This is a genomic window from Streptomyces sp. NPDC085931 (assembly GCF_044540565.1).
Classification (GTDB): domain Bacteria; phylum Actinomycetota; class Actinomycetes; order Streptomycetales; family Streptomycetaceae; genus Streptomyces.
On record NZ_JBITSK010000017.1, the window covers coordinates 103,427 to 125,619 of the forward strand.

Here is a 22,193-nt window from a genome sequence, read left to right on the forward strand (position 1 = left end):
CTCCGTCGTCCGTTCAGCTGATCCCCAGATACGCCTTGGCGCTCTCCGGGTCCTTCATCCTGGACCAGTCCATCGTTCCGTCGGCGGTCCGCTCGTCGATGGCGCGTTGCATCCTGCCGAGCTGGTCCGCGGACAGGTTCTGGCCGGCCACCCGCACGTCGACGTCGTTCTTGGCCATCTCTCCGGCCGCCGTCCTGGTGTCCTTCGCCGGTTTGCCGTTCCGGGCGGGCTTGAACTCGCTGAAGATCGACGTCCAGCGGTCCGTCGTCTCGATCTCCACGGTGGCCTTGCGGCCGGGCTCCTTGGCGGCCCACTTCTTCAGCCGTTCGACCTGGTTGGCGAAGTCGGCCTTGCGCGTGGCGGAGCCGGCGTTCTTGACCTCCTTGACGTGGACGGTGCCGTTCCGGTCCTTGTAGACGACGTCGGCGTCGGGGATCTCGTCGAGGTTCACCTTCTCCCCGTTGCCCAGGTCGGCCTCCTGCCGGTTCATCTTGCCGCCGACGCCGGCGTCCACCCGGGTGCCCGGGGCCGCGTCGTCGGCGGCGCGGCGCACCGCGTTCACCTCCGCGCGTGCTTCCGCCAGCTTGTTGGCGTCCGGGGCGTTCACGACCTTGCCCTGCAGAGCCGCGGCGGCGTCCGGGTTGACGTTGCCGCGACGGGCCAGATCGGTGATCTCGTCGAGCGCGGCGGCCGCGTCCTGCGTGCTGATCTCGGCCTTGGCCGGATCCGGGTCGTCCTTGGCCCGGTCGACGAGCCCGTCGATCTGGTCGTCCGGGACGGAGGAACCCTGCTCCCGCAGCGCGGCCTTCGCGGCCTCGGCCCGGGCTTCGAGCGTCTGCCGCTCCGCCTCGTCGGCCTTCTTACGGGCTTCCTGGGCCTGCTGCTTGGCCTCCTCGTCACAGCCGTCCCCGGCTCGCGCGACGACCGGTGCGGCGGAGCGGCCGGCCGCCAGGACGGTGGTGCCGGTGCCGGAGGAGCCGGTGAGGGGGGCCGGTGGGTGCCCGGCTCCGCCGTAGGGCGTCCTGCGGGGCGGGGCGGCGATGGCGCAGCCGGATTCGCGGGCCTTCCGCTCGGCCTCGTCCGCGGCCTCGTCGGCCTCCTTCGCGGCCTTCTCTGCGCCCTTGACGTCGCCCGCCCTTGCGGCCTTGCCCGCGTCCTGCGCCGCGTCGGCCGCCTTCTCGGTGAGCCTGCCCAGGTCGCCCAGCTTGCCCAGCTTGCCGAGCTTTCCGGCGAGCTTGGCCTCGCCGTAGCCGGGGATGAAGAGGGAACCGACATTCCACACGACCGTGGTGACGGCACGGGTCTCGTTGCCCTGGTTCCACTGGTCGCGGACGTCCTGGCCGATGAACATGTCGTCGAGGACCTTGCCGCCGGAGTTCACCGTGGCGCCGCCCCAGTCGGTGAGCGCGTCCCAGTAGTCGCCCTCGGCCCACTTGTCGCCCGCGTCCTTGGCGTCCTGCGACCACTGGTCGGCGATGGCACCGCCGTAGTCCTTCAGGCCGTCCAGGGTGTCGAGGGGGTGGGTGACGGTGTCCCAGACGCCCTTGATGTCGCCGCCGATGCCGTCGACGACGAGGCCTTCGCCGACCTGCTTCAGCTGGTCGCCGGTGCAGCCGAAGAAGGCGCCCACGCCGGAGAAGCAGCCGTCGTCGTCCTGGCCGTTGTCATCCTGGCCGTCATCGTCCTGGCCGTCGTTGTTCTGGCCGTCGTTGTTCTGGCCGTCGTCATCCTGGCCGTTGTCGTCCTGGCTCTCTTGCTTGTCGCCGGTGTCGTCCTGGCCGCCGGTGTTCTCGTCGGCCTCCTCGGCCCCTTCGGCTTGGCCGCCGTTGTCCGCGGGCCGTTCGCCCGCACCGCCCTCGGGCCTGGTTCCCGGGCCGTCCGCCGGGTCCGGGCGGGTGGCGGTGACGTCCGTGTCGCCGTCGGCGGCCGGGGACGGGCAGGCCGTGCCGGTGACCTTGCAGACCGCCCCCTGGAGACCACTCTGGATCTGCGTGCCCAGACCACTGACCAGCAGGGCGGCGATGATCGCCACGACGATCGCGATCAGCCCCGCGTACTCCACCGCCGTCTGGCCCTCGTCGCGCCGCCAGCGGATCATCCGGGGCAGGGAGAAGGGGCGGCGTTCGGCACGGTCCGGGGCGGGGAGGCGGTACCAGGCGCGGCTGTCCTCACGGGTGAGGAAGTAGACGATGAGGAGGGGCAGGAAGAGCTGGGTGAAGCCGCGGGGCGATCCGTCGAGGATGTTGGCCGTCGAGCCGGTGATCAGCCATGCCTGTACGGCGATGAGCCCGGCCAGGACCCTGGTGCCGCCCCGCCAGGTGCGCCGGGCCAGCCACCAGCCGAGGATGCCCGGGGCGGCGGCGTAGGCGGTGAGGGCGAGGACACCGCCGTCGACGGCGTCGTACGAGGACGCGGTGAGCAGGACGCCGAGTCCGCCGAGGACGGTGATCGCGAAGAGGGCGTGGACCAGGACCAGCGCGGTGGCGAGCGAGCCGGGCAGGGGCCTTCGCTCTCCGTACGCCGTCGGCCGGCCGGGCCCGGCCGCCCCCGGCACTCCCCCGATCGAGGCCATGCCCCCCACCTCCGCCCTCGGTCCACGACACGGCCGAGGGTAGGGAGGGACACGCGGGACGGGATGGGTCCGTGGCCCCAAAACGGGGCCCAAACCAGGGCCTTGGCCGCTCGGGGCGGGCCCGGGTTGCGCGGAGGGGACGGGTCCGGGCGGGCGCCGAGCGGTACGGACCGACGGTGCTCGCGCCGACTGCGGCTACGAGGGCTTTGCGCCGTCGGCGGCGATGCTGTCGGCGAGGTGCTGGTACTCCTCCTCGGCCGGAGCGGCGACACGCTCCTCGCGGCCGCGTCCTCGGCCGACCGCGAGCCAGTACGGGCAGGAGTCGCTGTCGTCGGCGTCCACGGTGTGGCCGGCGATCCTGCGGCCGGTGCGTGCTTCGTGGACGTCGATGCGGTAGCGGGCGCGGTGGAACGTCAGTTGCGACTCTCCCCCGTCGTACGTGCAGACCAGGTCGACCTGGCGTCGGACCAGCCTGCTGCACGCCACGAGCTGGACGGCGTCGGGGTCCGGTGCGGCCGTCGTTCTTCCGCCGTCGCCGCCTGTGGACGTGACGACCGGGTCGGTGCCGTGCTCCTCGTCGAAGAGGACCGTGGGGTGCGGGCCGGTCGTGGTGCGCGGTGCCGACTCGGGGAACGAGGCGCCGGGATGCGTGCACAGGCTCGCGAAGTCCCGGAGGTCGTAGGCGCGGTGGGCCAGGACGATGCCGGCGAGGGGTGACAGCGTCAGCGCCCAGAGCTGGATGACGGCGACGGCCGTGAACGCCGTGCCGGCGAGGAGGCGCGGGTGGGGCGGTGCTGCCGAGGGCCTGCGGGACTCGACGGACTCGATCAGGGCGTCCCGGGCGGTGAGGGTGTGGAGGGTGATGTGCCGCTGTGTGCCGTTGTCGAGCCAGTGGAGACGCCAGTGAAGACGTGGGGGCAGCGGGCCGGTCCCTTCGGGGGTGGTCACCGCGTCCCAGGGGATGACGACCGGCCTGCTGCGGCCCATGCCGTCCGTGTGGATCAGCAGGCCGCCGTCGCACACCGCGACGCTGCGTCTGCCGTCACGGAACAGGACCCAGTGGGCCAGGGCGGCCCAGGAGGCCAGCAGCCAGCCGAACACCGCGAAGGGGCGGGCGCTCGGGGTGACGTCCAGTGCGGTGAGGGCCCGGATGAGGAGCGGGATCGTCACGGCGTCGAGCACGAGCTTGCCGGTCAGCAGGACGGGCCAGGGGCGGCGTTCGTGGTGCACGCGCCGCACGCTGCCGAGCCCGGCCTCGGTGGCCAGGCTCGGCAGCGTGCGGTGGAGACGCCATTCGCCCACGGGGCCTCCTCGTCTCCGTCGGTCCGCGTGCTGCCGCCGTCAGCTCTCCGAGCGGGGGAAGGAGACCTCGACCCGGCGGTTCTTCTTGCGGCCGGATTCCGTGGAGTTGTCGGCGATCGGGTACTGCTCGCCGTAGCCGCGGACCTCGTACGTGACGCCGGAGTCGGTCAGTTCCTGATCCAGGACGTTCTGGACGGCGTCGGCGCGCTTGCGGGACAGGACGTCGCCGTGGGCGGAGGAACCGAGGTTGTCCGTGAAGCCGAACACGCGGATCTTCGTCGCGTTCTGGGTCTTGATCTCCTCGGCGATCGCGGAGATACGGGCCTTCGCCTGGGCGCTGAGCTTGGCACTGTCCTTGCCGAAGAGGACCTCGGCCTGCAGGGCGAACTTGACGTCGGCGTTGGTGTCCTCACGCCGCTCGTCACCGCTCTCGTCTTCGACGACCTGTTTGATGTCGAGGACTTTGGGGGTGGCGAGGGTGGCGCCTTCGGGGATCTTCAGGTCGGGGTCGTTGGCATCGACCTTGACCGGGGCGGCAGCCGAGGGCTCGGTCCCGGGTGGAACGCTGGGACTTTCGTCGGCGTAAGCGTTCACGCCGCTGTGAAAATTCGTGACAACGACGAAGGCAGTAGTAGCGATGACCAGGGAGAGACGCTGTACTGTCAGGCGGCCCGACATCTCAGTAATCGTCACAGCCTGCCTCACCCAGAGATCTTGATATGAGAACTGGGGAACAGGGGCAGTTGGAACGTGACCTCCGTCGTGCTTGCGGGCGGAGCCGGGAACTGCAGAAACACGGCCATCGACTCCCCGGCCTTGAGTGCCGAAAAGCCAGTGGTCGTCAGCGGACGCCCGTCCGTGTCGCGCAGCACGTAGTAACGCTTCTTGCCCCGCGAGTCGACGAGGGTCGCGCCACCGAAGGACCTGCCGTTGTTGATGATCTCGGTCTCATTACCACTCAGCTCTGCCGGGATGGTAACGATCTCGGAGCCGTCGTTCTTGAGATTTCCGTTCACGGTGACGAACCCGCCGGAGTCCCGCTCAGCAGAGGTGATCTGAAGGAGCAGACCACTCGGCCCCTTGACCTCCGCCAAAGGTTGGCTCGTCTGCCCCTCCTGGGCGCTGGGCTTCGATCCACCGGCTGTGGGGGTAGACGCCGATGGGGACGCCTTCTTGTCATCGTCGCCACCACCGCCGCAGCCGGCCGCGCCGAGAGCCAGTCCGGCCGCAACGGTCAACGCGACCACCCCCCTGCGGGCCTTCGTAGTGAACCGAGTGTTCATCACTCTGCTTCCTTCAACTTGTCGTTCGCTGTCAGTCGGCCAGATGGACGTCGAAGAGGTCCTCGGGTTTCGGCAGGGCTTCGAGGGGACCGTCTGGCTTGAGATCCCAGTTGACGCCCTTGCAGGAGAGCCGCGGCAGCACCTTCTCATCCGCCTCCGCGGCGGGCAGCTTGAAATCGCAGCGGAAATCGATCACGGCGGTGGCCGACGCATTCGACTTACGCTCCTCCGTGCCGGGGACGATCGAGTCCCCGACAGTCTTGTTGGTCTCCACCTCGACCGTGTAGCGCAATAGGCCCTCCGTGCACTTGACCACCCGGGCGTCGTTCTGCTCGGCAAGCTGGTGTGCGCGCCAGCACGAAGGGTCCGCGCCATCGACATTGCCCTCGAAGATGTCCTGCCACTTGGCCGGGTCCAACAGGTTCTGCACCCACGCTCCCGCGAGTACGTCACGCCTGTCCTGGGCTGCCGCGAGTGCGGCAGCATCCGCTGCCGTCTGGGCACCATTTCGGTTGACCGCGGCTTGGCCGACCGCAAAATACGCAAACGCAAGGAAGAGCAGGCTCCCCACCACGGTGATGTAGATGGGGAAAGCCTGCCCTGCGTCGCCGTACCTGCGCGGTGGGATCAAGGAGCGACCTTGTTGATCTGCGTAGTCAGCTTGTTGACGATCGTCTGCCCGATGTTCGTCGAGGCGATCAGAACCACGATCGCGACGACCACCGCGATGATGCCCAGGTACTCGACCGCGGTCTGGCCCTTGTCGCCGGCGCGACGCTGCATCGCCTCGACCGTGGTGTTCTTCCAGCCGTTCACGCGAACCTTCGTCGCGACGGCGGTCTTCAGCATCAGGTCGCTCATGGTGTTCCCCTCCGGGTTCGGCTGTGCCGCTTTCGACATGAGGAACGTACGGCGGAACAGCCCGCCCGCCAGAGGGCCCCTGGGCCCAATCCCGGGCCCAATCGCGCGGGCCCAAACGGTTCTCTCCCCCTACCGTCACCTCACGTCACCCCAACCCTCGGTGTGCGTCCGGTGCCGTGCCGATCCACTTCGCGGCGGCCTCGGAGCGGCTGGTGCTGTGGAGCTTGGCGAAGATACGGTTGATGTGGTTCTTGACGGTCTTCTCGCTGATGAAGCACGTGGCGGCGATTTGCTGGTTGTTCATGCCGGACGCGATGAGGTCCATGATCTCCGCCTCCCTCGTACTCAGCTGGAACCGCGACCTGTCGGGAGCGGCCGGCCGGCCGCTCGTCCACCCAGACGAAGACTGTGCCACATCTGGTTGCACTTGCGAAAGGTTTTCTGAAGAAACAGAGCCGCCGCCGATCGGCCGCGTCGGCAAATTCCCTGTCCATGACCTCTGTTGGGGAGGAGTATGCGAGTGCCCAGAGTTCGAAATTCCATATGCAGTCGCACTCGTCGACTCCCCCAGCCCCTCGGGCAGCGACGGCGACGCCGGTGCCTGGCTCTGGCGGAGCTGGGTCAGGAGGGCGCCCGCCGCCGTGGGGGTGAAGTGGGGCCGGCCCTCCCTGATGTCCCGTACCGCGTCGACCAGTTGGTCGGCCGTGAACTCGCCGTGCACCAGGTAACCGCCCGCCCCCCGGCGCAGGGCCTCCTGGACGATCTCCGACTCCCTGCTGTACGTCAGCATCAGCACCGGCGCGATCCGCACCAGGTACGGCAGGGCCGAGATGCCGTCCACGCCGGGCATACGGACGTCGAGCAGGACGACGTCGGGACGGTGCTGGTGGGCGGCCTCGTAGGCCTGGCGGCCGTCGGCCGCCTCGGCCACGACCTCGATGTCCGCGCGGCCCGAGAGCAGGGCGGTGAGGCCGGCGCGTACCACCGGGTTGTCGTCCGCCACGACGACCCGGAGGCGCTGGGTCGGTGGTGCGGCGAAGGGGTTCTGCGGGGGCGGCGGCTGGGATGCGCCGGGGTGGGCAGTGGTGGGGTCCGGCAGGTCCGGCATGGGGCCTCCTCTCGGGTCGTGGGGGTCAGGCGGTGGGGATCGTCAGGGCCGCCAGGGGGAGTTCCAGGCGGACCTCCGTGCCCTGGGCGTGGCCGCCGCGGCCGATGCGGATGCGGGCGCCCACCGATGCGGCGCGTTCGACCATGCCGACCAGGCCGAAGTGGCCGGCGCGGCGCAGTTGTTCGAGTGTGGTGCCCGGCGGGAGGCCGCGGCCGTCGTCGTGCACGCTGATGCGGAGCAGGCCGCCGTGGACGCCCGCGCGGACCTCCACGCGGGTCGGTTCGGCGTGCCGGTGGGCGTTCTCCATGGCTTCCGAGGCGATGGTGAGGAGCTGGCGGGCGACGGCGGGCGGGACGGGTGGGACGGCGTGCTCCCCCGTGGGGCGGTAGGTGGCGGGCAGTCCTGTGCGGGTACTGAAGTCCCGCGTGCGCGCGGCCAGTTCCACCAGTACGTCCGTGCCGTGATCCGGGTCGGACTCGCGGCGCAGGTCCGCCAGGAGTTCGCGGGATTCCGCAGCCGCTCGCCGGGCTGAGCGGGCCACCAGTTCGGCTTGTTGTCTGATCAGAGCGGTGTCCATGCGAGCGGCGCCGGCCGAGCCGGTCAGGCCGTCGGCGGCCAGGGCCACGCCGTGCAGCGTCTTGGCGACCGAGTCGTGCATCTCCCGCGCCAGGCGAGCGCGTTCGGCGCTGACCGCCTCGGTGACGGCGAGGCGGGCCTGAACGGTGGTGAGGGCCTGGGTGGCCGCGCCGAAGCGGAGCATCAGGTTGCGCAGGCTGGAGCCGACGGCTCCGGCGATGACGCAGAGGCCCGGCAGGAGGGACGACTCGGCGATGCCGGCGTGCTCGCGCGTCGACGTCGCGTAGATCAGCAGGAGGATCAGCGACTGGAGCGACGCGAAGACGGCCGCGCCGCGCCACCCGTAGACGAGGCCGGCGAGCAGCGGCGTGCAGACGCTCACGTAGGCCAGGGTGGTCCCCGGGCCCGCGGAGATCAGGAGCAGGGAGCCGAAGAGGGTGTCCAGGGCCAGGAGAGAGGGATGGCGCAGCAGGAGGGGCCCGAAGCGTTCCCAGTCCCGGAAGAGGACGTAGGAAGCCATGAACGTGACGACCACGGCGATGCCGACCAGACGCGTGCTCAGGCCCGGGTTGGCGTTGACGAGGGCGGCGGGGGCAGCCAGCGCGATCATGGCGAGGCGGAAGCCGAAGACCTGACGGCACAGGGCCTGGAGGGCGTTGATCTGGATGGGGATTGTCGCGCTGTCCGGAGCCGCCGCCCCGGGGAGGCCCGGGGGGTGCCGAGTGCCGTCGTCGGGCAACCCGCTGCGGGTGTCGTCCGCCGCCGGGCCGCCCCCTCGTGCGCCCGTCGGCATGCCGTCGGGCGTCGACGGTCCGCCGGTTCGTTCGGGTGCCACCGCCCGGCAAGGCCGCCCGGCATGCGGTGCCGTCTCGCCCGGTGACGCGTTGCCGGTTTCCGCCGTGCGGGGTGCTCCGTTGCGGTGCTCTCCCTTTCTGATCCGCACCGTCCGCTCGGTCCCGACCTCTCCCTGTGCCGTCGGCCAGGCGGTGGCCGGTTCCGCCGGTCCCGTGGGGACCGGCGCGTCCGCCCGCACCCAGCCAGGAGGAAGGGCCGGTGTCGCGGACGTCACCGGGATGTCCGGTGCTCCCGTCCGTACGTGAGCCGGGAGGACCGTGCCCGCCGGTGGAGTCGTGATCTCGGGCGTCCGCGGACGGCGGCGCAGCAGCTTGGTGCGTTCCTTGGTCGTCGACATGCCGTCACCCCGTTCTACTCGCCCGTGATGGAGCTGAAGTCCGTACCGGAGCCGAGCAGCATTCCCGCGCCGAGCAGGATCATCGTGGCCGGGACCATGAAGGTCGTGATCATGAGGGTGGCCTTCGGTACCGCCCGCGCGGCCTTGCGGCGGGCGTTCTGCGCGTCCGTGCGGCGCATGTCCTTGGCCAGCGCGACCAGCGTGTCCACGATCGGTGCACCCAGTTCCTCGCCCTGTTGCAGCGCCGTGACGAACATGGCGACCTGCTCGGAGTCGTTGCGGCGGCGCAGTTCCGCGAAGGCGTCGCGACGGCTCATGCCGAGGTCCATCTGGCGCAGGGTGATGCGCAGTTCGTCGGCCCAGGGGCCCTCGTACCTGGACGCCACACGGTCGAGAGCCTGACGGAAGCCGAGGCCCGCGCTGACGACGACCGCGAGTACGTCCAGGAAGTCCGGCAGTGTCCGCTCGATCGCGTCCTTGCGGATCCGGATCGCGGACCAGATGCCGACATCGGCCCAGAAGACCGCGAAGGCGAACATCAGGAGTGCGGCGAAGAGGCTGCCTTTGGTCAGTGCGATCACACCGCCCAGCCCGCCGATCGCGCCGTACACCGCGCGCCTGGCCGCATAGCGGTCGATGGTGAGGCCGCCGGGGTTGCCCGCGAGGTCGATCCTGCGGCGGTACTTCGCGACCCGCTTGGGGCCCATCAGCCGCAGTACGGCCGGCGCGTGGCGCATGCCGAGCCGGTCGACGAGCGACCCCACGGCGCCGGTGCGGGATGCGCCGATCTCCAGGGCCACCGCCAGGTCACCGGGGAGCCTGGCCTCCGCCCGGTACATGCGGATGCCGGCGAAGACGCCCCACACGCTGAGGCCCATGACGAGTGCCAGCAGTAGTCCCATGGCGGCTTTCCTCCTCCTACGGCTCGGTGGCTCAGACGTCGATGCGGGACATACGGCGGATGAGGAAGAAGCCGACGGCGTAGAGGCCGAAGGCGATGATCACGGCGGCCTGACCGATCGGCGAACCGGTCATGCGGTCCAGTGAACCGTCGTTGATGGCGTTCAGCATGAACAGGGCGCCGACGCCCAGGACCGGCACCGCGTAGGACGTCATGTTGACCTGTGACAACTGCGTCCGCACCTCCCGCCGCGTCTCCTTGCGCTCCTCCAGCGTCTCCGTCAGGTTCCGCAGCGCGCTCACCACCTGCCCACCCGCCCGGTTCGACAGCACGAGCGTGGTGACCAGGACGACCAGCTCGCGGGACGGGAGGCGGTCCGCCAGTTCCCCCAGCGCGTCGTCGAGGGACGCGCCCACCGCCAGCTGGGCGGAGACCTTTGCGAGTTCCTCTCCCGCAGGCGCCTCAAGTTCTTCCGCCGCCATACCGATGGCCGTCCGCAGAGCCAGTCCCGCCTGTGTCGCGTTCGCCAGGATGCGGGACATCTCCGGGAGCTGGTTGATGAACTTCTCGATCCGCTTCTGGCGTTGCCAGTTGAGGAACTGGATCGCCGCCCACACGCCCAGCAGCCCCGCCAGCGGTCCGAAGAACGGTGCCAGGGCCGCCTGGCCGATCAGCCACAGGCCCGCCACCGTGGCCAGCATGGAGACGAAGAACTCGCCGGGGGTGATGTCCAGGCCCGTGGCCGCCAGGCGGAGTTCCAGTTTCCGGCCGAGCTTGGTGCGCCGCAGACGGCGGTCGACGCCGCGGAAGTGGCGGCGGCGGCCGGCGACGGGGATCTGGCCGGTCGAGGACAGGCGGTCCACCAGCGCCTGTCGCTGGGCCTTGCCCATGGCGTAGGAGTGCAGGCCGATGACCGCGAGGACGCAGGTCAGCAGGGTGATGCCGGTGGTGAGCGTGATGAGCTGGTGCAGTTCCATCGGTCGGTCCTACCTGGCTTCTCGGGTGGCTAGCTGGTCCGCGCTCCGGGCGATGCCGAAGGCCTGCGGGATGGGCTGGCTCGCCATGTAGAGGCGGTCGGCGGTGCGGCGCGGGAGGGGGTGGTACTCGAAGCTTCCGTAGATGCGGCCGTCGGCGGCCATCGGCTGCGCGTGGAAGCGGGCGACCGTGACCAGGCGGTACGGGTCGCTGCCGTGGCTGTCCATCAGGGCGATCTCGGTGATGCGGCGGGCGCCGTCCGCGAACCGGGTCAGCTGCACGATGACGTCCACGGCGCTGTTGATCTGGTCGTGCAGGGCGACGAAGGGGATCTCGACGTCCGACATGGAGGCCAGGGTCTGCAGGCGCATCAGGGCGTCCTCCGCGCTGTTGGCGTGGACGGTGGCCAGGGAGCCGTCGTGGCCGGTGGACATCGCCTGGAGCATGTCGAGGGACTCGCCGCCGCGGACCTCACCGACGACGATCCGGTCGGGGCGCATGCGCAGGGAGTTGCGGACCAGGTCGCGGATGGTGACCTGGCCCTTGCCCTCGACGTTCGGGGGCCGCGACTCCAGGCGGATCACGTGCGGCTGCTGGAGCTGGAGTTCGGCGGAGTCCTCGATGGTGATGATGCGTTCGCCCTCGGGGATGAGGCCGGAGAGCGCGTTGAGCAGCGTCGTCTTGCCGGTGCCCGTCGCGCCCGAGACGATGATGTTGAACTTCGCCTGCACCAGCCCCGCCAGCAGGTACAGCATCGGCTCGTCGAGCGAGCCGAGGCCGATCAGCTCCTGCAGCGTGAAGGAGCGCGGGAAGCGGCGGATGGTGAGGGTCGCGCCCGTCAGGGACAGCGGAGGGATGATGACGTTGACGCGCTCGCCGGAGGGCAGCCGGGCGTCGACCATCGGGTTCGACTCGTCGACGCGGCGGTTGACCGTGGAGACGATCCGCTCGATCGTCTGCATCAGCTGCTCGTTGGAGGCGAAGCGCAACGGCAGTTGCTCGACCCGGCCGCCGCGCTCCACGAAGATCGCGTCCGGGCCGTTGACCATGATCTCGGTGATGGAGGCGTCCTCCAGCAGCGGCTCCAGGATGCCCAGGCCCAGTGCCTCGTCGACCACCCGGCGGATCAGCTGCGAGCGCTCCACGGTCGACAGGACCGGGCCCTCGCGGCTGATGATGTGCCCCAGCACCCGCTCCAGCCTCGCCCTGCGCTCGGCGGCGGCCAGCGAACTCATCTCCGCGAGGTCGATCTCCTCCAGGAGCTTGGCCCGGTAGGAGGCGACCATGTGGCCGTCCTCGCCCCGGTTGCCGTGCTCCTCGGGGGTGTTGATGCGTGCTCGCAGGCTCATGAGTGCGGTGCTCCTCGTTCGTCGCTCAGTGGTCGCGCGGCATCGTGGCGGTCTTGACGGCCGGGTCGAAGTCCCAGCCCGGGACGACGGAGGGGATCTGCACGGTGGCCGTGACCGTCACCTCGTCCCCGCCGATCGACGCCGGGCAACTGGTGCCGTCGGCCAGCCAGCTGCTCACCGCCGCCCGGCAGTCCGCCTCGTGCGGCCCGTCCAGCGACGCGCTGCGCGCCCCGGCCCGGGCCGCCGTGCCCGCCTGCTGGGCGGTGTAGGCGATCAGCCCGAGCTGCACGGCCGCCAGGGCGACGAGGAGCAGGATCGGCAGGAAGCCGATGTACTCGATGGCGACCTGGCCGCGGTCGCGGACCCTGCGGTTACCAGCCATGTCAGTCCGTCTCCTCCTCGACCGCGCCGGCGTGGCCCTTGACGGCGTACGGGAAGGACAGGGTGCCCGGGAAGAGGATGGGGACCTCCAGGCGGACGTCGGCCGTCACGTACCCGGAGCCGCCGCAGGTCACCGTGGCGCCGGAGCGCCACGCCTCCGACAGGTGCTTCAGGCCGGCCTCCTCGCACGCGCCCTGCCGTGCGCCCGGCCCCACCGCCGTTCCCGCCCGCACCGCCTCGTCCGCCGCGTTGCCCGCGAGGATGAACGTGTAGCCGACCAGGACGACCTGCCACAGGGCGATCAGCGTGACGAGGATCGTCGGTGTCATGCCGAGGAACTCGATGGTCACCTGGCCCCGGTCCCGCTCCCGGTTCCGGTCCCGCTCTCCTGGGCGCATCCTCACCCCTCCCTTCTCCGCCGAAGGCTCACCGATCCCCGGTCGCCGCCCCGGAGCCGGCCCGCTTTCCCGGTGCCCTCGGGGACCTTGACCAGGCCCAGTTCGGCCGCCAGGCCCCACAGGGCCTGCTTCACCGCGCTCTTGTTCTCCAGTTCGTGGATGCGGCCGGCGTCCACCACGCTCTGCAGTTCCTTGAAGTTGGCGGGGACGGCGGTGGCCGCGACGGCCGTGCCGGTGATCTTCTGGATCAGGGGCGGCTGGATCTCCGTACTGCGCGAGTGCCGGTTGACCACGACGGTCGTCTCCTCGGCCTTGCGGATCTGCAACCGGTCCCACATGCGCACCGCCCGTTTGGCGCCCCGTACGGCGACCACGTCCGGGGTGGTGACCAGCAGGGCCCGGTCCGCCATCTCCACGGCCGCCGCGCCCGCGCCGCCCATCTGGGCGCCGCAGTCGATGACGACGACCTCGTAGCGGGAGCGCAGGGCGCTGACGATCTGGCGGGCGGCGCGGTCGGTGACGTCCTCGCCGCGTTCCCCCTCGGCCGGGGCGAGCAGCAGGGCGACGCCGGTGTCGTGGCGGAAGACCGCGTCGGCCAGGACGCGCGGGGAGATGTCGGTGATGGCGGCCAGGTCGACGACGGAGCGGCGGAACTGCACGTCCAGGTAGGAGGCGACGTCACCGGTCTGGAGGTCCATGTCGACCAGGGCGGTGCTGCGGCCGGAGGCCTGGGCGGCCAGGGCCAGCTGGATCGCGGTGAGGGTGGTCCCGACGCCGCCCTTGGCGCCGCTGACCGTGACGACGGTGCCGCCGACGCCGGTGAAGACATCCCCGCCGGCGCCGAGGTGCCGGCGGACGCCGGTGGACCACTGGGCGACGGCCTGGACGCGGCTGGCGAGTTCCTCGTAGCTCAGGGGCAGGGCGACCAGGCCGCGGGCGCCGTAGTCCATGGCGGCTTGGAACAGGCCGGGGCTCGCGTCGGAGGTGACGAGGATGACGCCGACGGCCGGGAAGCGCAGGGCCACTTCGCGGATCAGTTCCAGCGCGGGGACGGGGCCGATCCGCTCGTGGACGATGACCACCTCGGGCAGCTCGTCGACCGATTCGGCGGCCAGGCGGGCGAGGGTGTCGACGAGCTGTGTGGAGTCGACCACCGGGGCGACCGGTTCGGCGTCCGGGAGCTGGCTGAGCAGTGTCGTGACGGACCGGACCGCGTCCGTGTCACCGACCGCCGGGAGGATCCTCGTGGGCATGCGCTCTCACTTGTCCTTCGCGAGTTCGTACGTCCGCTCCCGCTCGGGGACGGTGGTGTCGCTGCCGGGCGCGACCAGGGCGAGCCGGACCCGCTTGGCGAACGACTCGGCGTAGGTGACGCGCTGGGCGTCCAGGGCGGACAGCGCGAAGGTGATCGGGACGGCGTCGGTGGGCTGCTGGGTGCGGTTGCTCTCGTCGGGGTCGAGCGCGGTGATGTCGCCGACGTCGAGGACCTTGGCGTTGGTCACGATGATCTTCGACTGGTCGGGGTCGCCCTCGCGCGCGCCCTCGAAGGTGGCGTAGACGTTGACCGCGGCGCCGGGGGTGATCTTGCCGGCCACGCCGGTCGCCGCGTCGATCATGATGGCGACCTCCTGCTGGCCGGGCTGGAGGGCCGGCTGGCGGACGATCATGTCCGACTGGAGCAGGGAGCCGGCCTTCAGGGTCGTGACGGCGATCCGGCCCTGGATCTCGCGCAGGTCGGTGACCGCGTTGTCCGACAGCCACCGCTCGGGCATCTTGATCTTCTCGAACTGGCCCGTGCTGAGGGTGGTGTAGGGCGGTACGTCGGACTTGAGCCGGTAGGCGGTCACCTCGGGGCCGACCTTGGACTCCACGTCGCTGATGACGGACAGCACGCCGGCGAAGGCGCCGAGGGCGCAGACGACCGACAGGAGCAGGAGAATCACGCCGCGGCGCTGACGGGAATTCATGAACCGTACAACCTCGTTGGGGATATCGGTCGAGCGGGACGGGAGCGGTGCCGGAGGGCGGTGCGCGGGCTCACCCGGCGGCCGTCCGGTTCTCGAGCTGCTTCGGGGGCGGGGTGTCGTGGACGGGCGGCGTGGCGGAGCAGAAGACGCAGCGGTCGCCGATGACGTCGATGCCGCACCAGTGGCAGCGGCTGCGCCGTACGGAGGTGACCAGCTGGTAGAGGACGGACAGGTCGGGCAGATAGCTGCAGAACTCGATCAGCTTGCCGGTGCCCCACCAAGCCGGTGACTCGGCCGGCAACTGCGTCTCGCGCAGGCCCTGGACGTTCCAGGCCGGGGCGAGGGTGGCGCTGACCCAGTCGGACTGGAGCTGCCCCTTGGCGACGAGCATCCAGGTGCCGAACTCGGGGCCGGGCAGCAGCGCGTCGGGCGTGATCTTCACGAGCTTCGGCTCGGGATGGGCGAGGACGCCGAACTGGCTGCCGGGCACCCAGGACTTGGCGTGCGACTTCAGGCCGACGGGGACGTGGTCGAGGCGGGCGACGGAGTTGAGCAGCGCGCCGGCGTGGATGTAGTGGACGAGCAGCCGGCCGGCCGAGGCGAGCACGCCGGGGCTGATGTCGCAGGAGGCGAGCTGGCGCAACTGGCGGGCCAGCACGGCCAGTCCGAGGGGCGGCAGGTCCGGGCGGAACAAGGCGACGCGGTCGGTCTCCAGCAGGGAGCGCAGGGTGTGCAGCCGGCGCTGCAGCGCGGTGGGCGCGGCCGGTGAGCAGACGACGATCACGTGCCCGTGGTGCTCGACCAGGGTCTGGAGGTCACCGAGCGCCTGTTCCAGCGGGCGCTCGGCGATGTCCCGGAGCACCACGGCGGGCAGGGTGCGTTCGTCCTGTGGCGGCAGTGCCATGTCGGCACTGGTCACGGCAATGGCAGTTGGCACGCGCAGCTCCCCGTTTTCCCCATGCCCGTCGGAACGCCGGGTGTCACTCCGGCGCACCGTGTCGACTTCACTGCGTGACTACCTCAGCACTGTATCCACGGCTCTGTGACCGGAGAACAGCGTTTGTGTAGCTGATGAGCAACTGCCGTTGCACAAGATGCTTCAAAACGGGGCAGGTTGAGCATCTTGCCGGTCCCCGGCAGGGCTCCGGCGGGCCCGGGCGGTGGGCCCAGCGGGCCCAGAGTTGACGGTGGGCCTGCGTTTGGGCCCTGAGGCCCACGCCCCGGGCGGCGGCGCGTATCTACGCTCGCCGTCCACGCAGAGGCGGTCGGGCAAGGAGGGGTGCCGTATGGCTGGCGGGGGCGGCATACGGGCGTACGGGCACAGACCGGTCTTCGACGACCGCGGGGCGACCGGGACCGAGTACCTCGGCATGGTGGTCGTCAGCGCCGCGATCATCCTCGCCCTCTCGGCGACCGGGGTCGGGCAGCTGATCTACGACAAGCTCGCCGCGCAGGTCTGCCGGGTGGCGGGCGGCGGTGACTGCGCGGCGGGGACGCCCGGCCCGGGCAAGCCGCTCACCGACGCCGACTTCGAGCCGGCGCTGTGCCAGGTCTCCTCCGTCACCGACAAGGCGGGCTCCAAGGCGAAGATCTTCTTCTGGGAGATCGGCAAGGAGTACGGCTTCCAGGAGCAGCACCTGAAGGCGAAGACGGACGTCAACGGCGACGGCAAGGTCGACGACAGCGACCAGCTGGTCTACCTGACCTTCACGGACGCGTCCTCGGTCGCCGCGAAGAAGGACTTCAAGCCGGGCATGAAGGTCGGCAAGTTCGGCGCGGACAAGGTGGAGCTGGGGCTGGGCATCAAGGTCACCAACGGTGACACGTGGGTCTTCCAGAGCCCCGAGGAGGCGCAGCGCTTCCGGGACGACGTGGAGAAGCTGCAGATGTACGAGATGCGGCGCACCATGCCGGGCGGCGCAGAGGCGAGCGTCGGCGACAGCATCCTCTACCTCTTCGGCACCGGCCCCCTCAAGGACGAGGAGGACACCCAGAACCGGATCAAGGAGCACCTCGGCGACAACCGGAAGATCACCTACGGCAAGGTGGGCCTGGAGGCCTCGGCGTCGGCGGGCCTGAAGATCTCCGCGGGTGACGAGAAGAAGCTGAGTGCCGCGCTCGGCGGCACGTTCAAGTACGCCCCCGAGGTCACCTGGACCGACAACGCCTACAAGAACACCAAGTCGTACACGTACTCCTCGTCCATCGAGTACGGCTCCAAGGTGGGCTACGAGGCGGGCCCGCTCAGCGGCGAGTACGCGGCGAACACCGTCCAGACGGGCACCATCACGGTCACCTACGACAAGAAGACCGGCAAGCTGGTCCGGGTCGACATGACCCGCACGGTGGAGAAGGGCGGCCAGAAGGACGGCGCCAAGGCGGGCGGCGACAACGGCAGGAAGGACGGCGACAAGCGGGGCGGCAACGCCGGGGTCAAGGGCACCGATGCGCCGACCGGCATCGAGATCGTCACCAACACCCTCACCTTCGACCCCGGTCCGGCCGGGGACCGGGACCGGGCGGTCGCCGAGCAGTGGCTGGACAGCAGCAACGAGCAGCTCGCCACGCCGTTCCAGTACATGTTCTCCGACCACGCGCCGACGTCCCGCCCGGGCGCCGACGACCCCTTCGGGCAGCTGATGTTCGACCAGGGCACGTCGAGCCGGATGACGTACACGGGCGATGTGAACGCAGCCGAGTACGGCTTCGAGTTGAATCTCGGGCTCAGTCTGGGCATGACGATCAGCACGGAGAAGAAGTCGGAGACCCTGACCGATGCCGAGTTCCTGGGCGCGCCCCGCGGAGACGGTCGCTCCTATCTTCCCTACAGCTACTGTGCGAACTGACGAACGGGAGCCCGATCCGATGAACACCCGCCGTGCCCGCCTGGCCGCCGCCCTGCTGACGACCGCCGTGGCCCTGACCGGTTGCGGGAGCTCCGGCTCCGGCGCGGCCGAGGTGCCCGACGGCTGGGGGACGCTGCGCACGAAGGGCGTCGACGTGTCGTATCCGAAGGGGTACGCGCAGCAGAGCGCCGCCGAGCGCGGGAAGCACAACGCCGCGGCCGCGGTGCGCACCGAGGGCGGCCGGAAGGTCTCGGTCATCACCGTGCAGCTCGGCTTCACCGAGGCGGCCTCGGCCGAGCAGGCGGCGATCGCGGCCGAGGCCGGCATCCAGCTGGGCGCGAAGGTCCGCGGCCAGAAGGACGTGGAGCTGGCCGGCGCGGACGAGGCGAAGCGGATCGACTTCTCCTTCGCGGCGACCGGCGAGGACGGCGGGCCGGCCAAGGGCACCCCGGTCGAGGGCGTGATCCTGACGGGTCTGGACTCGTCGGACACGGCCTTCGCGATCCGCGTCGACGCCGCGCGGGGCACCCTGCCGGAAGCGGACTTGGACCGGATCATCGACTCGGTCGAGGTGCACTAGCCGTGGAGGTGCCGGGCGCCGGTTATGTCGTCCTCACGCTGCTGGTGGCGTTGTTCGGGGCGCTGGCCTGGCGGTACGCGAGGCGGCTGGTGACGGTGGCGCGGGTGCTGCGGCGCGGGGTGCGGGCCGGGGGCGAGTGCGTCCGGGTGGAGACCGAGCCCTACGGCCGTTCCGACGCCCGGCGGCACTTCTTCGCCTTCCGTACGGCCGACGGCACGCGGGTCGAGTTCGAGGACCTGGCCGGCGCGTCGACGGTCAGGGGCACGCCGGTCACCGTCACCTACGACCCGCGCGACCCGCGGGGCACGGCGACGGTGGCGGGCCGGGGCAGCTGGTCGCCGGTGCTCCAGTCGCTGGCCCTGGTGGCGGGCTGCGGCCTGGCCGCGCTGGGCTTCGCCGTTCTGCTGTACGCCGAGATCTCCGGGAGGAAGTGATGGCGCTCGTCCGCTGCTGGGCCGTCGGCATCGTGGTGCTGGTCGCCACCGAGTACGTCCAGATGACGCTGGTGTACGGGCCGCTGGTCGGCCCGGAGGGCGTCGGCTCGTTCGGTGCCGCGCTCGCGCTGGTGCACCTGCCGAATCTGGTGTGCGTGGTGCTCGCGACCTGGGCCGCGGCGCGGGCGCATCCCGAGCCGTGGCGGGAGATGCCGGCGCGTCACCTGGCGGCGGCCTGTGCGGTTCCGGCGGCGGCGCAGGTGCTGCTGCTGACGCTGCGGCCGGAGGTGCTGGACCTGGCGGGCCCGGCCTTCTGGATGTCGACGGGCGTGCTGCTGGCGGGATGCGCCGCCGGGCTGCTGCTGGACCGGTTGGTCTGGACCTCTTGACAGCGGCTTTGGTCTGGACCACCTTCTTGTCATGTCCAGACACAGACGATCCCTGCGGCTGTGGTCGGGCGCCCTCACGGCTGCCCTGGCCCTCACTGTCACGACCGTCGGCCAGGCGTCCGCCGCCGACGTCAACAACGTCCGCAACGCCGGTTTCGAGTCGGGCCTGAGCGACTGGACCTGCTCGGCGGGCAGCGGTACGGCCGTCTCCTCCCCGGTGCGCAGCGGCTCGTCCGCCCTGCAGGCGACCCCATCGGGCCAGGACAACGCCCGCTGCACCCAGACCGTGCGGGTGAAGCCCAACTCCACCTACAGCCTGGGCGCCTGGGTGCGCGGCGGCTACGCCTACCTGGGCGTGACGGGCACGGGCACGACGGACGTGTCCACCTGGACCCCGGACTCGTCGTCCTGGAAGCAGCTGTCGACCAGCTTCACCACGGGCGCGTCGACGACCTCGGTGACGGTGTACACGCACGGCTGGTACGGGCAGGCCGCGTACTTCGCCGACGACGTGTCGGTGTTCGGCCCCGACGGGGGCGGTGGCACCGACCCCGGCCCCACGGTCCCGGCCGCGCCGGGCGGACTGAGGGTCTCGGGTACGACGGCCTCCTCCGTCTCGCTCGCCTGGAACACCGTCTCCGGCGCCACGGGCTACACCGTCTACCGCGACGGCACCAAGGTCACGGCGGTCTCCGGCACCTCGGCCACGGTGACCGGCCTCGCCGCGTCCACGTCGTACTCCTTCCAGGTGACGGCGACGAACGCGGCCGGTGAGTCGCCCAAGTCGGCGGCGGTCACCGGGACCACGAACAACACCACCGGCCCCGGCCCGGCCCTGCCGAAGCACGCGGTGACCGGCTACTGGCAGAACTTCAACAACGGCGCGGCCGTGCAGCGGATCTCGGACGTCCCCGCCCACTACGACATCATCGCGGTGTCCTTCGCGGACGCCACGAGCACGCCGGGCGCGGTGACGTTCACCCTGGACTCGGCCGGGCTGAACGGCTACACCGTCGACCAGTTCAAGGCCGACGTGAAGGCCAAGCAGGCGGCCGGCAAGAAGGTCATCATCTCGGTCGGCGGCGAGCGCGGCACGGTCAGCGTGAACGACGCGGCCTCGGCGGCGAACTTCGCCAACAGCGTCTGGTCGGTGATGCAGGAGTACGGCTTCGACGGCGTCGACATCGACCTGGAGAACGGCCTCAACGCGACCTACATGACGCAGGCCCTGCGCGCCCTGTCCGCGAAGGCGGGCCCGTCGCTGATCATCACGATGGCGCCGCAGACCATCGACATGCAGTCGACGTCGAACTCCTACTTCCAGACGGCGCTCAACATCAAGGACATCCTCACCGTCGTCAACATGCAGTACTACAACAGCGGTTCCATGCTCGGCTGCGACGGCAAGGTCTACAGCCAGGGCACGGTCGACTTCCTGACGGCCCTGGCCTGCATCCAGCTGGAGAACGGCCTCGCCCCGTCCCAGGTCGGGCTCGGCGTGCCCGCCTCCACGCGGGCGGCGGGCGGCGGCTACGTGTCGCCGACCGTGGTCAACAACGCCCTGGACTGCCTCACCAAGGCCACCAACTGCGGCAGCTTCAAGCCGCCGCGGACCTACCCGGCCCTGCGGGGTGCGATGACCTGGTCGACCAACTGGGACGCCACCTCCGGCAACGCGTGGTCCAACGTCGTCGGACCGCACGTGGACGCGCTGCCGTAGCCGCCCGGCCCGCTCGCTCCTAGAAGAACTCCCCCCACGGCTGGTCCCAGATCTGCTTGACGCACAGGACCAGGAACAGCAGCCCCGCGACGGCGAGCATCACGTTGCTCACCGGGCCGTTGCGCCACTCGCGGGGCGTGCGGGGGGAGTTCAGGAGCCAGATCAGGGTGCCGGCGAGGAAGGGCAGGAAGGCCGCGCCGAGCACGCCGTAGATGATGATCAGGCGGAACGGCTGGCCCTCGAAGAGCAGGATCATGGGCGGGAAGGTCAGCCAGAGCAGGTACGCGCGGAACGGCCAGGAGCGTTCCCGCTCGCCCGAGGCGACCTCCTCGCCCTTGGCCTGGCCGCGGCCCGACAGCCGGGCCACGAAGTCGGCGAACATCAGGCTCACGCCGTGCCACACGCCGATCAGCGAGGTGAAGGACGTGGCGAAGAAGCCGATGAGGAAGAACTTGGCCGTGGCCGCGCCGTACTCCTCCTCCAGGATGTCACCCAGCTGGATCAGGCCCTTGTCACCGCTGGCGATGGCGACGTTCGCCGAGTGCAGCAGTTCGGCGCCGACGAACAGCATGGCGATGACGAAGATGCCGGTGGTGGCGTAGGCGACCCGGTTGTCCAGGCGCATGACCTTCATCCAGCCGGTGTCGGTCCAGCCCTTGGCGTTGACCCAGTAGCCGTACGCCGCCAGCGTGATCGTGCCGCCCACGCCGCCGATCAGGCCGAGCGTGTTGAGGATCGAGTCCTTCTCGTCCGGCAGCACCGGCAGCAGTCCCGCGAAGGCGTCCGCCAGGTTCGGCGTCACCCTGATCGCCAGGTACACCGTCACCACGAACATGACGCCCACCAGGACCGTCATGACCTTCTCGAAGACCGCGTACTTGTTGAACCAGACGAAGACCAGCCCGACCAGTCCGCAGGCGATGCCCCACCACTTCAGGTCCACCACGTCGGGGAAGAGGGCCTGCAGCGGCAGCGCGCTCGACGACATCGCCGCGGCGCCGTAGACGAAGCCCCACACCACGACGTAGACCGCGAAGAACCAGGTCGTCCAGCGGCCGAGGCTGGCCCAGCCATCGAACAGGGTCCGCCCGGTGGACAGGTGCCAGCGCCCCGCCGCCTCGGCCAGGGAGATCTTCACCAGACAGCCGATGATCGCGGCCCACAGCAGCGTGTACCCGAAGTTGCTGCCCGCGATGAGCGTGGCGACGAGGTCCCCGGCCCCCACCCCGGTCGCCGCGACGACGATCCCCGGCCCGATGTACTTCCAACTCGCCTTGCGCATGGGGGGTTGCTGAGGAGCCCGGTCCGTGGTGTTTCCCGTGGTGTCCGCCATGCAGATCAAGAAACCGCAAAGGGCCG

The 22,193-nt window shown here is 70.5% G+C and carries 22 protein-coding genes; 5 read left to right on the forward strand and 17 right to left on the reverse strand.

Going from position 1 to position 22,193, the window contains the following annotated elements:
- Positions 1-13 precede the first annotated feature (13 nt).
- From ACIGAN_RS30125 to ACIGAN_RS30200, 16 genes are all read right to left on the reverse strand, one after another.
- Positions 14-2,572 (reverse strand): hypothetical protein, encoded by a 2,559-nt coding sequence (locus ACIGAN_RS30125; protein ID WP_399862298.1) that lies wholly within the window; start codon positions 2,570-2,572, stop codon positions 14-16.
- 195 nt (positions 2,573-2,767) lie between these two features.
- Positions 2,768-3,874: a hypothetical protein gene (locus tag ACIGAN_RS30130; RefSeq protein ID WP_399862300.1), complete on the reverse strand. Its 1,107-nt coding sequence runs from the start codon at positions 3,872-3,874 to the stop codon at positions 2,768-2,770.
- A gap of 39 nt (positions 3,875-3,913) precedes the next feature.
- Positions 3,914-4,552 (reverse strand): OmpA family protein, encoded by a 639-nt coding sequence (locus ACIGAN_RS30135; RefSeq protein WP_399862405.1) that lies wholly within the window; start codon positions 4,550-4,552, stop codon positions 3,914-3,916.
- 23 nt (positions 4,553-4,575) lie between these two features.
- Entirely contained in the window at positions 4,576-5,157 is a 582-nt protein-coding gene (locus ACIGAN_RS30140) for a hypothetical protein (RefSeq protein ID WP_399862302.1), read from the reverse strand.
- Between the two features lie 31 nt (positions 5,158-5,188).
- Complete coding sequence (locus ACIGAN_RS30145) at positions 5,189-5,785, reverse strand: pilus assembly protein TadG-related protein (protein ID WP_399862407.1); 597 nt, start codon at positions 5,783-5,785, stop codon at positions 5,189-5,191.
- Entirely contained in the window at positions 5,785-6,018 is a 234-nt protein-coding gene (locus ACIGAN_RS30150) for a hypothetical protein (RefSeq protein WP_366712116.1), read from the reverse strand. The genes ACIGAN_RS30145 and ACIGAN_RS30150 overlap by 1 nt, the downstream gene beginning before the upstream one ends.
- 145 nt (positions 6,019-6,163) lie before the next feature.
- Positions 6,164-7,126: a response regulator transcription factor gene (locus ACIGAN_RS30155; RefSeq protein ID WP_399862304.1), complete on the reverse strand. Its 963-nt coding sequence runs from the start codon at positions 7,124-7,126 to the stop codon at positions 6,164-6,166.
- Positions 7,127-7,151: 25 nt separating this feature from the next.
- The gene (locus ACIGAN_RS30160; RefSeq protein WP_399862306.1) at positions 7,152-8,495 is read right to left on the reverse strand and encodes a sensor histidine kinase; all 1,344 of its coding nucleotides are present in this window, start codon (positions 8,493-8,495) and stop codon (positions 7,152-7,154) included.
- 413 nt (positions 8,496-8,908) lie between these two features.
- Positions 8,909-9,796, reverse strand: coding sequence for a DUF5936 domain-containing protein (locus tag ACIGAN_RS30165; RefSeq protein ID WP_399862308.1), 888 nt, complete (start codon positions 9,794-9,796; stop codon positions 8,909-8,911).
- A 31-nt stretch (positions 9,797-9,827) separates the two neighbouring features.
- Positions 9,828-10,772 (reverse strand): type II secretion system F family protein, encoded by a 945-nt coding sequence (locus ACIGAN_RS30170; RefSeq protein WP_399862310.1) that lies wholly within the window; start codon positions 10,770-10,772, stop codon positions 9,828-9,830.
- A gap of 9 nt (positions 10,773-10,781) precedes the next feature.
- The gene (locus ACIGAN_RS30175) at positions 10,782-12,119 is read right to left on the reverse strand and encodes a CpaF family protein (RefSeq protein ID WP_365740168.1); all 1,338 of its coding nucleotides are present in this window, start codon (positions 12,117-12,119) and stop codon (positions 10,782-10,784) included.
- Positions 12,120-12,144: 25 nt separating this feature from the next.
- The gene (locus ACIGAN_RS30180; RefSeq protein ID WP_365740167.1) at positions 12,145-12,501 is read right to left on the reverse strand and encodes a TadE/TadG family type IV pilus assembly protein; all 357 of its coding nucleotides are present in this window, start codon (positions 12,499-12,501) and stop codon (positions 12,145-12,147) included.
- Between the two features lies 1 nt (position 12,502).
- Complete coding sequence (locus ACIGAN_RS30185; protein WP_365087140.1) at positions 12,503-12,898, reverse strand: pilus assembly protein; 396 nt, start codon at positions 12,896-12,898, stop codon at positions 12,503-12,505.
- A 2-nt stretch (positions 12,899-12,900) separates the two neighbouring features.
- A complete protein-coding gene (locus ACIGAN_RS30190) occupies positions 12,901-14,151 on the reverse strand; it encodes an AAA family ATPase (RefSeq protein ID WP_399862312.1) in 1,251 nt (416 codons plus the stop codon).
- Positions 14,152-14,157: 6 nt separating this feature from the next.
- Positions 14,158-14,865, reverse strand: coding sequence for a Flp pilus assembly protein CpaB (gene cpaB, locus ACIGAN_RS30195; protein ID WP_365087144.1), 708 nt, complete (start codon positions 14,863-14,865; stop codon positions 14,158-14,160).
- A gap of 70 nt (positions 14,866-14,935) precedes the next feature.
- Positions 14,936-15,769 (reverse strand): hypothetical protein, encoded by an 834-nt coding sequence (locus ACIGAN_RS30200; protein WP_365087474.1) that lies wholly within the window; start codon positions 15,767-15,769, stop codon positions 14,936-14,938.
- Between the two features lie 382 nt (positions 15,770-16,151).
- Between ACIGAN_RS30200 and ACIGAN_RS30205 the strand changes: the two genes are divergently transcribed.
- Genes ACIGAN_RS30205 through ACIGAN_RS30225 form a run of 5 tightly spaced genes read left to right on the forward strand, consistent with a single transcriptional unit; the run spans position 16,152 to position 20,834 of the window.
- Entirely contained in the window at positions 16,152-17,711 is a 1,560-nt protein-coding gene (locus tag ACIGAN_RS30205) for a hypothetical protein (RefSeq protein WP_399862315.1), read from the forward strand.
- Positions 17,712-17,730: 19 nt separating this feature from the next.
- The gene (locus ACIGAN_RS30210; RefSeq protein WP_365740163.1) at positions 17,731-18,291 is read left to right on the forward strand and encodes a hypothetical protein; all 561 of its coding nucleotides are present in this window, start codon (positions 17,731-17,733) and stop codon (positions 18,289-18,291) included.
- 2 nt (positions 18,292-18,293) lie between these two features.
- On the forward strand, positions 18,294-18,725 hold the full coding sequence (locus ACIGAN_RS30215; RefSeq protein ID WP_399862317.1) for a DUF3592 domain-containing protein: 432 nt from the start codon (positions 18,294-18,296) through the stop codon (positions 18,723-18,725).
- Positions 18,725-19,114, forward strand: coding sequence for a hypothetical protein (locus tag ACIGAN_RS30220; RefSeq protein ID WP_399862319.1), 390 nt, complete (start codon positions 18,725-18,727; stop codon positions 19,112-19,114). Before ACIGAN_RS30215 ends, ACIGAN_RS30220 begins: the two co-directional genes overlap by 1 nt.
- A 31-nt stretch (positions 19,115-19,145) precedes the next feature.
- The gene (locus ACIGAN_RS30225; RefSeq protein ID WP_399862321.1) at positions 19,146-20,834 is read left to right on the forward strand and encodes a chitinase; all 1,689 of its coding nucleotides are present in this window, start codon (positions 19,146-19,148) and stop codon (positions 20,832-20,834) included.
- A 19-nt stretch (positions 20,835-20,853) separates the two neighbouring features.
- Here ACIGAN_RS30225 and ACIGAN_RS30230 read toward each other — a convergent pair whose 3' ends face one another.
- Positions 20,854-22,167 carry an Nramp family divalent metal transporter gene (locus tag ACIGAN_RS30230; RefSeq protein ID WP_399862323.1) on the reverse strand — a complete coding sequence of 438 codons (1,314 nt, stop codon included), beginning with the start codon at positions 22,165-22,167 and terminating at the stop codon, positions 20,854-20,856.
- Positions 22,168-22,193 lie beyond the last annotated feature (26 nt).

Excerpts from the sequence above, each read along its gene's own strand:
- ACIGAN_RS30125 (WP_399862298.1), bottom strand. The coding sequence starts at position 2,572 with ATGGCCTCGATCGGGGGAGTGCCGGGGGCGGCCGGGCCCGGCCGGCCG.
- ACIGAN_RS30135 (WP_399862405.1), bottom strand. The coding sequence starts at position 4,552 with ATGTCGGGCCGCCTGACAGTACAGCGTCTCTCCCTGGTCATCGCTACT.
- ACIGAN_RS30140 (WP_399862302.1), bottom strand. The coding sequence starts at position 5,157 with ATGAACACTCGGTTCACTACGAAGGCCCGCAGGGGGGTGGTCGCGTTG.
- ACIGAN_RS30150 (WP_366712116.1), bottom strand. The coding sequence starts at position 6,018 with ATGAGCGACCTGATGCTGAAGACCGCCGTCGCGACGAAGGTTCGCGTG.
- ACIGAN_RS30155 (WP_399862304.1), bottom strand. The coding sequence starts at position 7,126 with ATGCCGGACCTGCCGGACCCCACCACTGCCCACCCCGGCGCATCCCAG.
- ACIGAN_RS30160 (WP_399862306.1), bottom strand. The coding sequence starts at position 8,495 with ATGCCGACGGGCGCACGAGGGGGCGGCCCGGCGGCGGACGACACCCGC.
- ACIGAN_RS30165 (WP_399862308.1), bottom strand. The coding sequence starts at position 9,796 with ATGGGACTACTGCTGGCACTCGTCATGGGCCTCAGCGTGTGGGGCGTC.
- ACIGAN_RS30170 (WP_399862310.1), bottom strand. The coding sequence starts at position 10,772 with ATGGAACTGCACCAGCTCATCACGCTCACCACCGGCATCACCCTGCTG.
- ACIGAN_RS30175 (WP_365740168.1), bottom strand. The coding sequence starts at position 12,119 with ATGAGCCTGCGAGCACGCATCAACACCCCCGAGGAGCACGGCAACCGG.
- ACIGAN_RS30180 (WP_365740167.1), bottom strand. The coding sequence starts at position 12,501 with ATGGCTGGTAACCGCAGGGTCCGCGACCGCGGCCAGGTCGCCATCGAG.
- ACIGAN_RS30185 (WP_365087140.1), bottom strand. The coding sequence starts at position 12,898 with ATGCGCCCAGGAGAGCGGGACCGGAACCGGGAGCGGGACCGGGGCCAG.
- ACIGAN_RS30190 (WP_399862312.1), bottom strand. The coding sequence starts at position 14,151 with ATGCCCACGAGGATCCTCCCGGCGGTCGGTGACACGGACGCGGTCCGG.
- cpaB (WP_365087144.1), bottom strand. The coding sequence starts at position 14,865 with ATGAATTCCCGTCAGCGCCGCGGCGTGATTCTCCTGCTCCTGTCGGTC.
- ACIGAN_RS30200 (WP_365087474.1), bottom strand. The coding sequence starts at position 15,769 with ATGGCACTGCCGCCACAGGACGAACGCACCCTGCCCGCCGTGGTGCTC.
- ACIGAN_RS30205 (WP_399862315.1), top strand. The coding sequence starts at position 16,152 with ATGGCTGGCGGGGGCGGCATACGGGCGTACGGGCACAGACCGGTCTTC.
- ACIGAN_RS30210 (WP_365740163.1), top strand. The coding sequence starts at position 17,731 with ATGAACACCCGCCGTGCCCGCCTGGCCGCCGCCCTGCTGACGACCGCC.
- ACIGAN_RS30220 (WP_399862319.1), top strand. The coding sequence starts at position 18,725 with ATGGCGCTCGTCCGCTGCTGGGCCGTCGGCATCGTGGTGCTGGTCGCC.
- ACIGAN_RS30225 (WP_399862321.1), top strand. The coding sequence starts at position 19,146 with ATGTCCAGACACAGACGATCCCTGCGGCTGTGGTCGGGCGCCCTCACG.
- ACIGAN_RS30230 (WP_399862323.1), bottom strand. The coding sequence starts at position 22,167 with ATGGCGGACACCACGGGAAACACCACGGACCGGGCTCCTCAGCAACCC.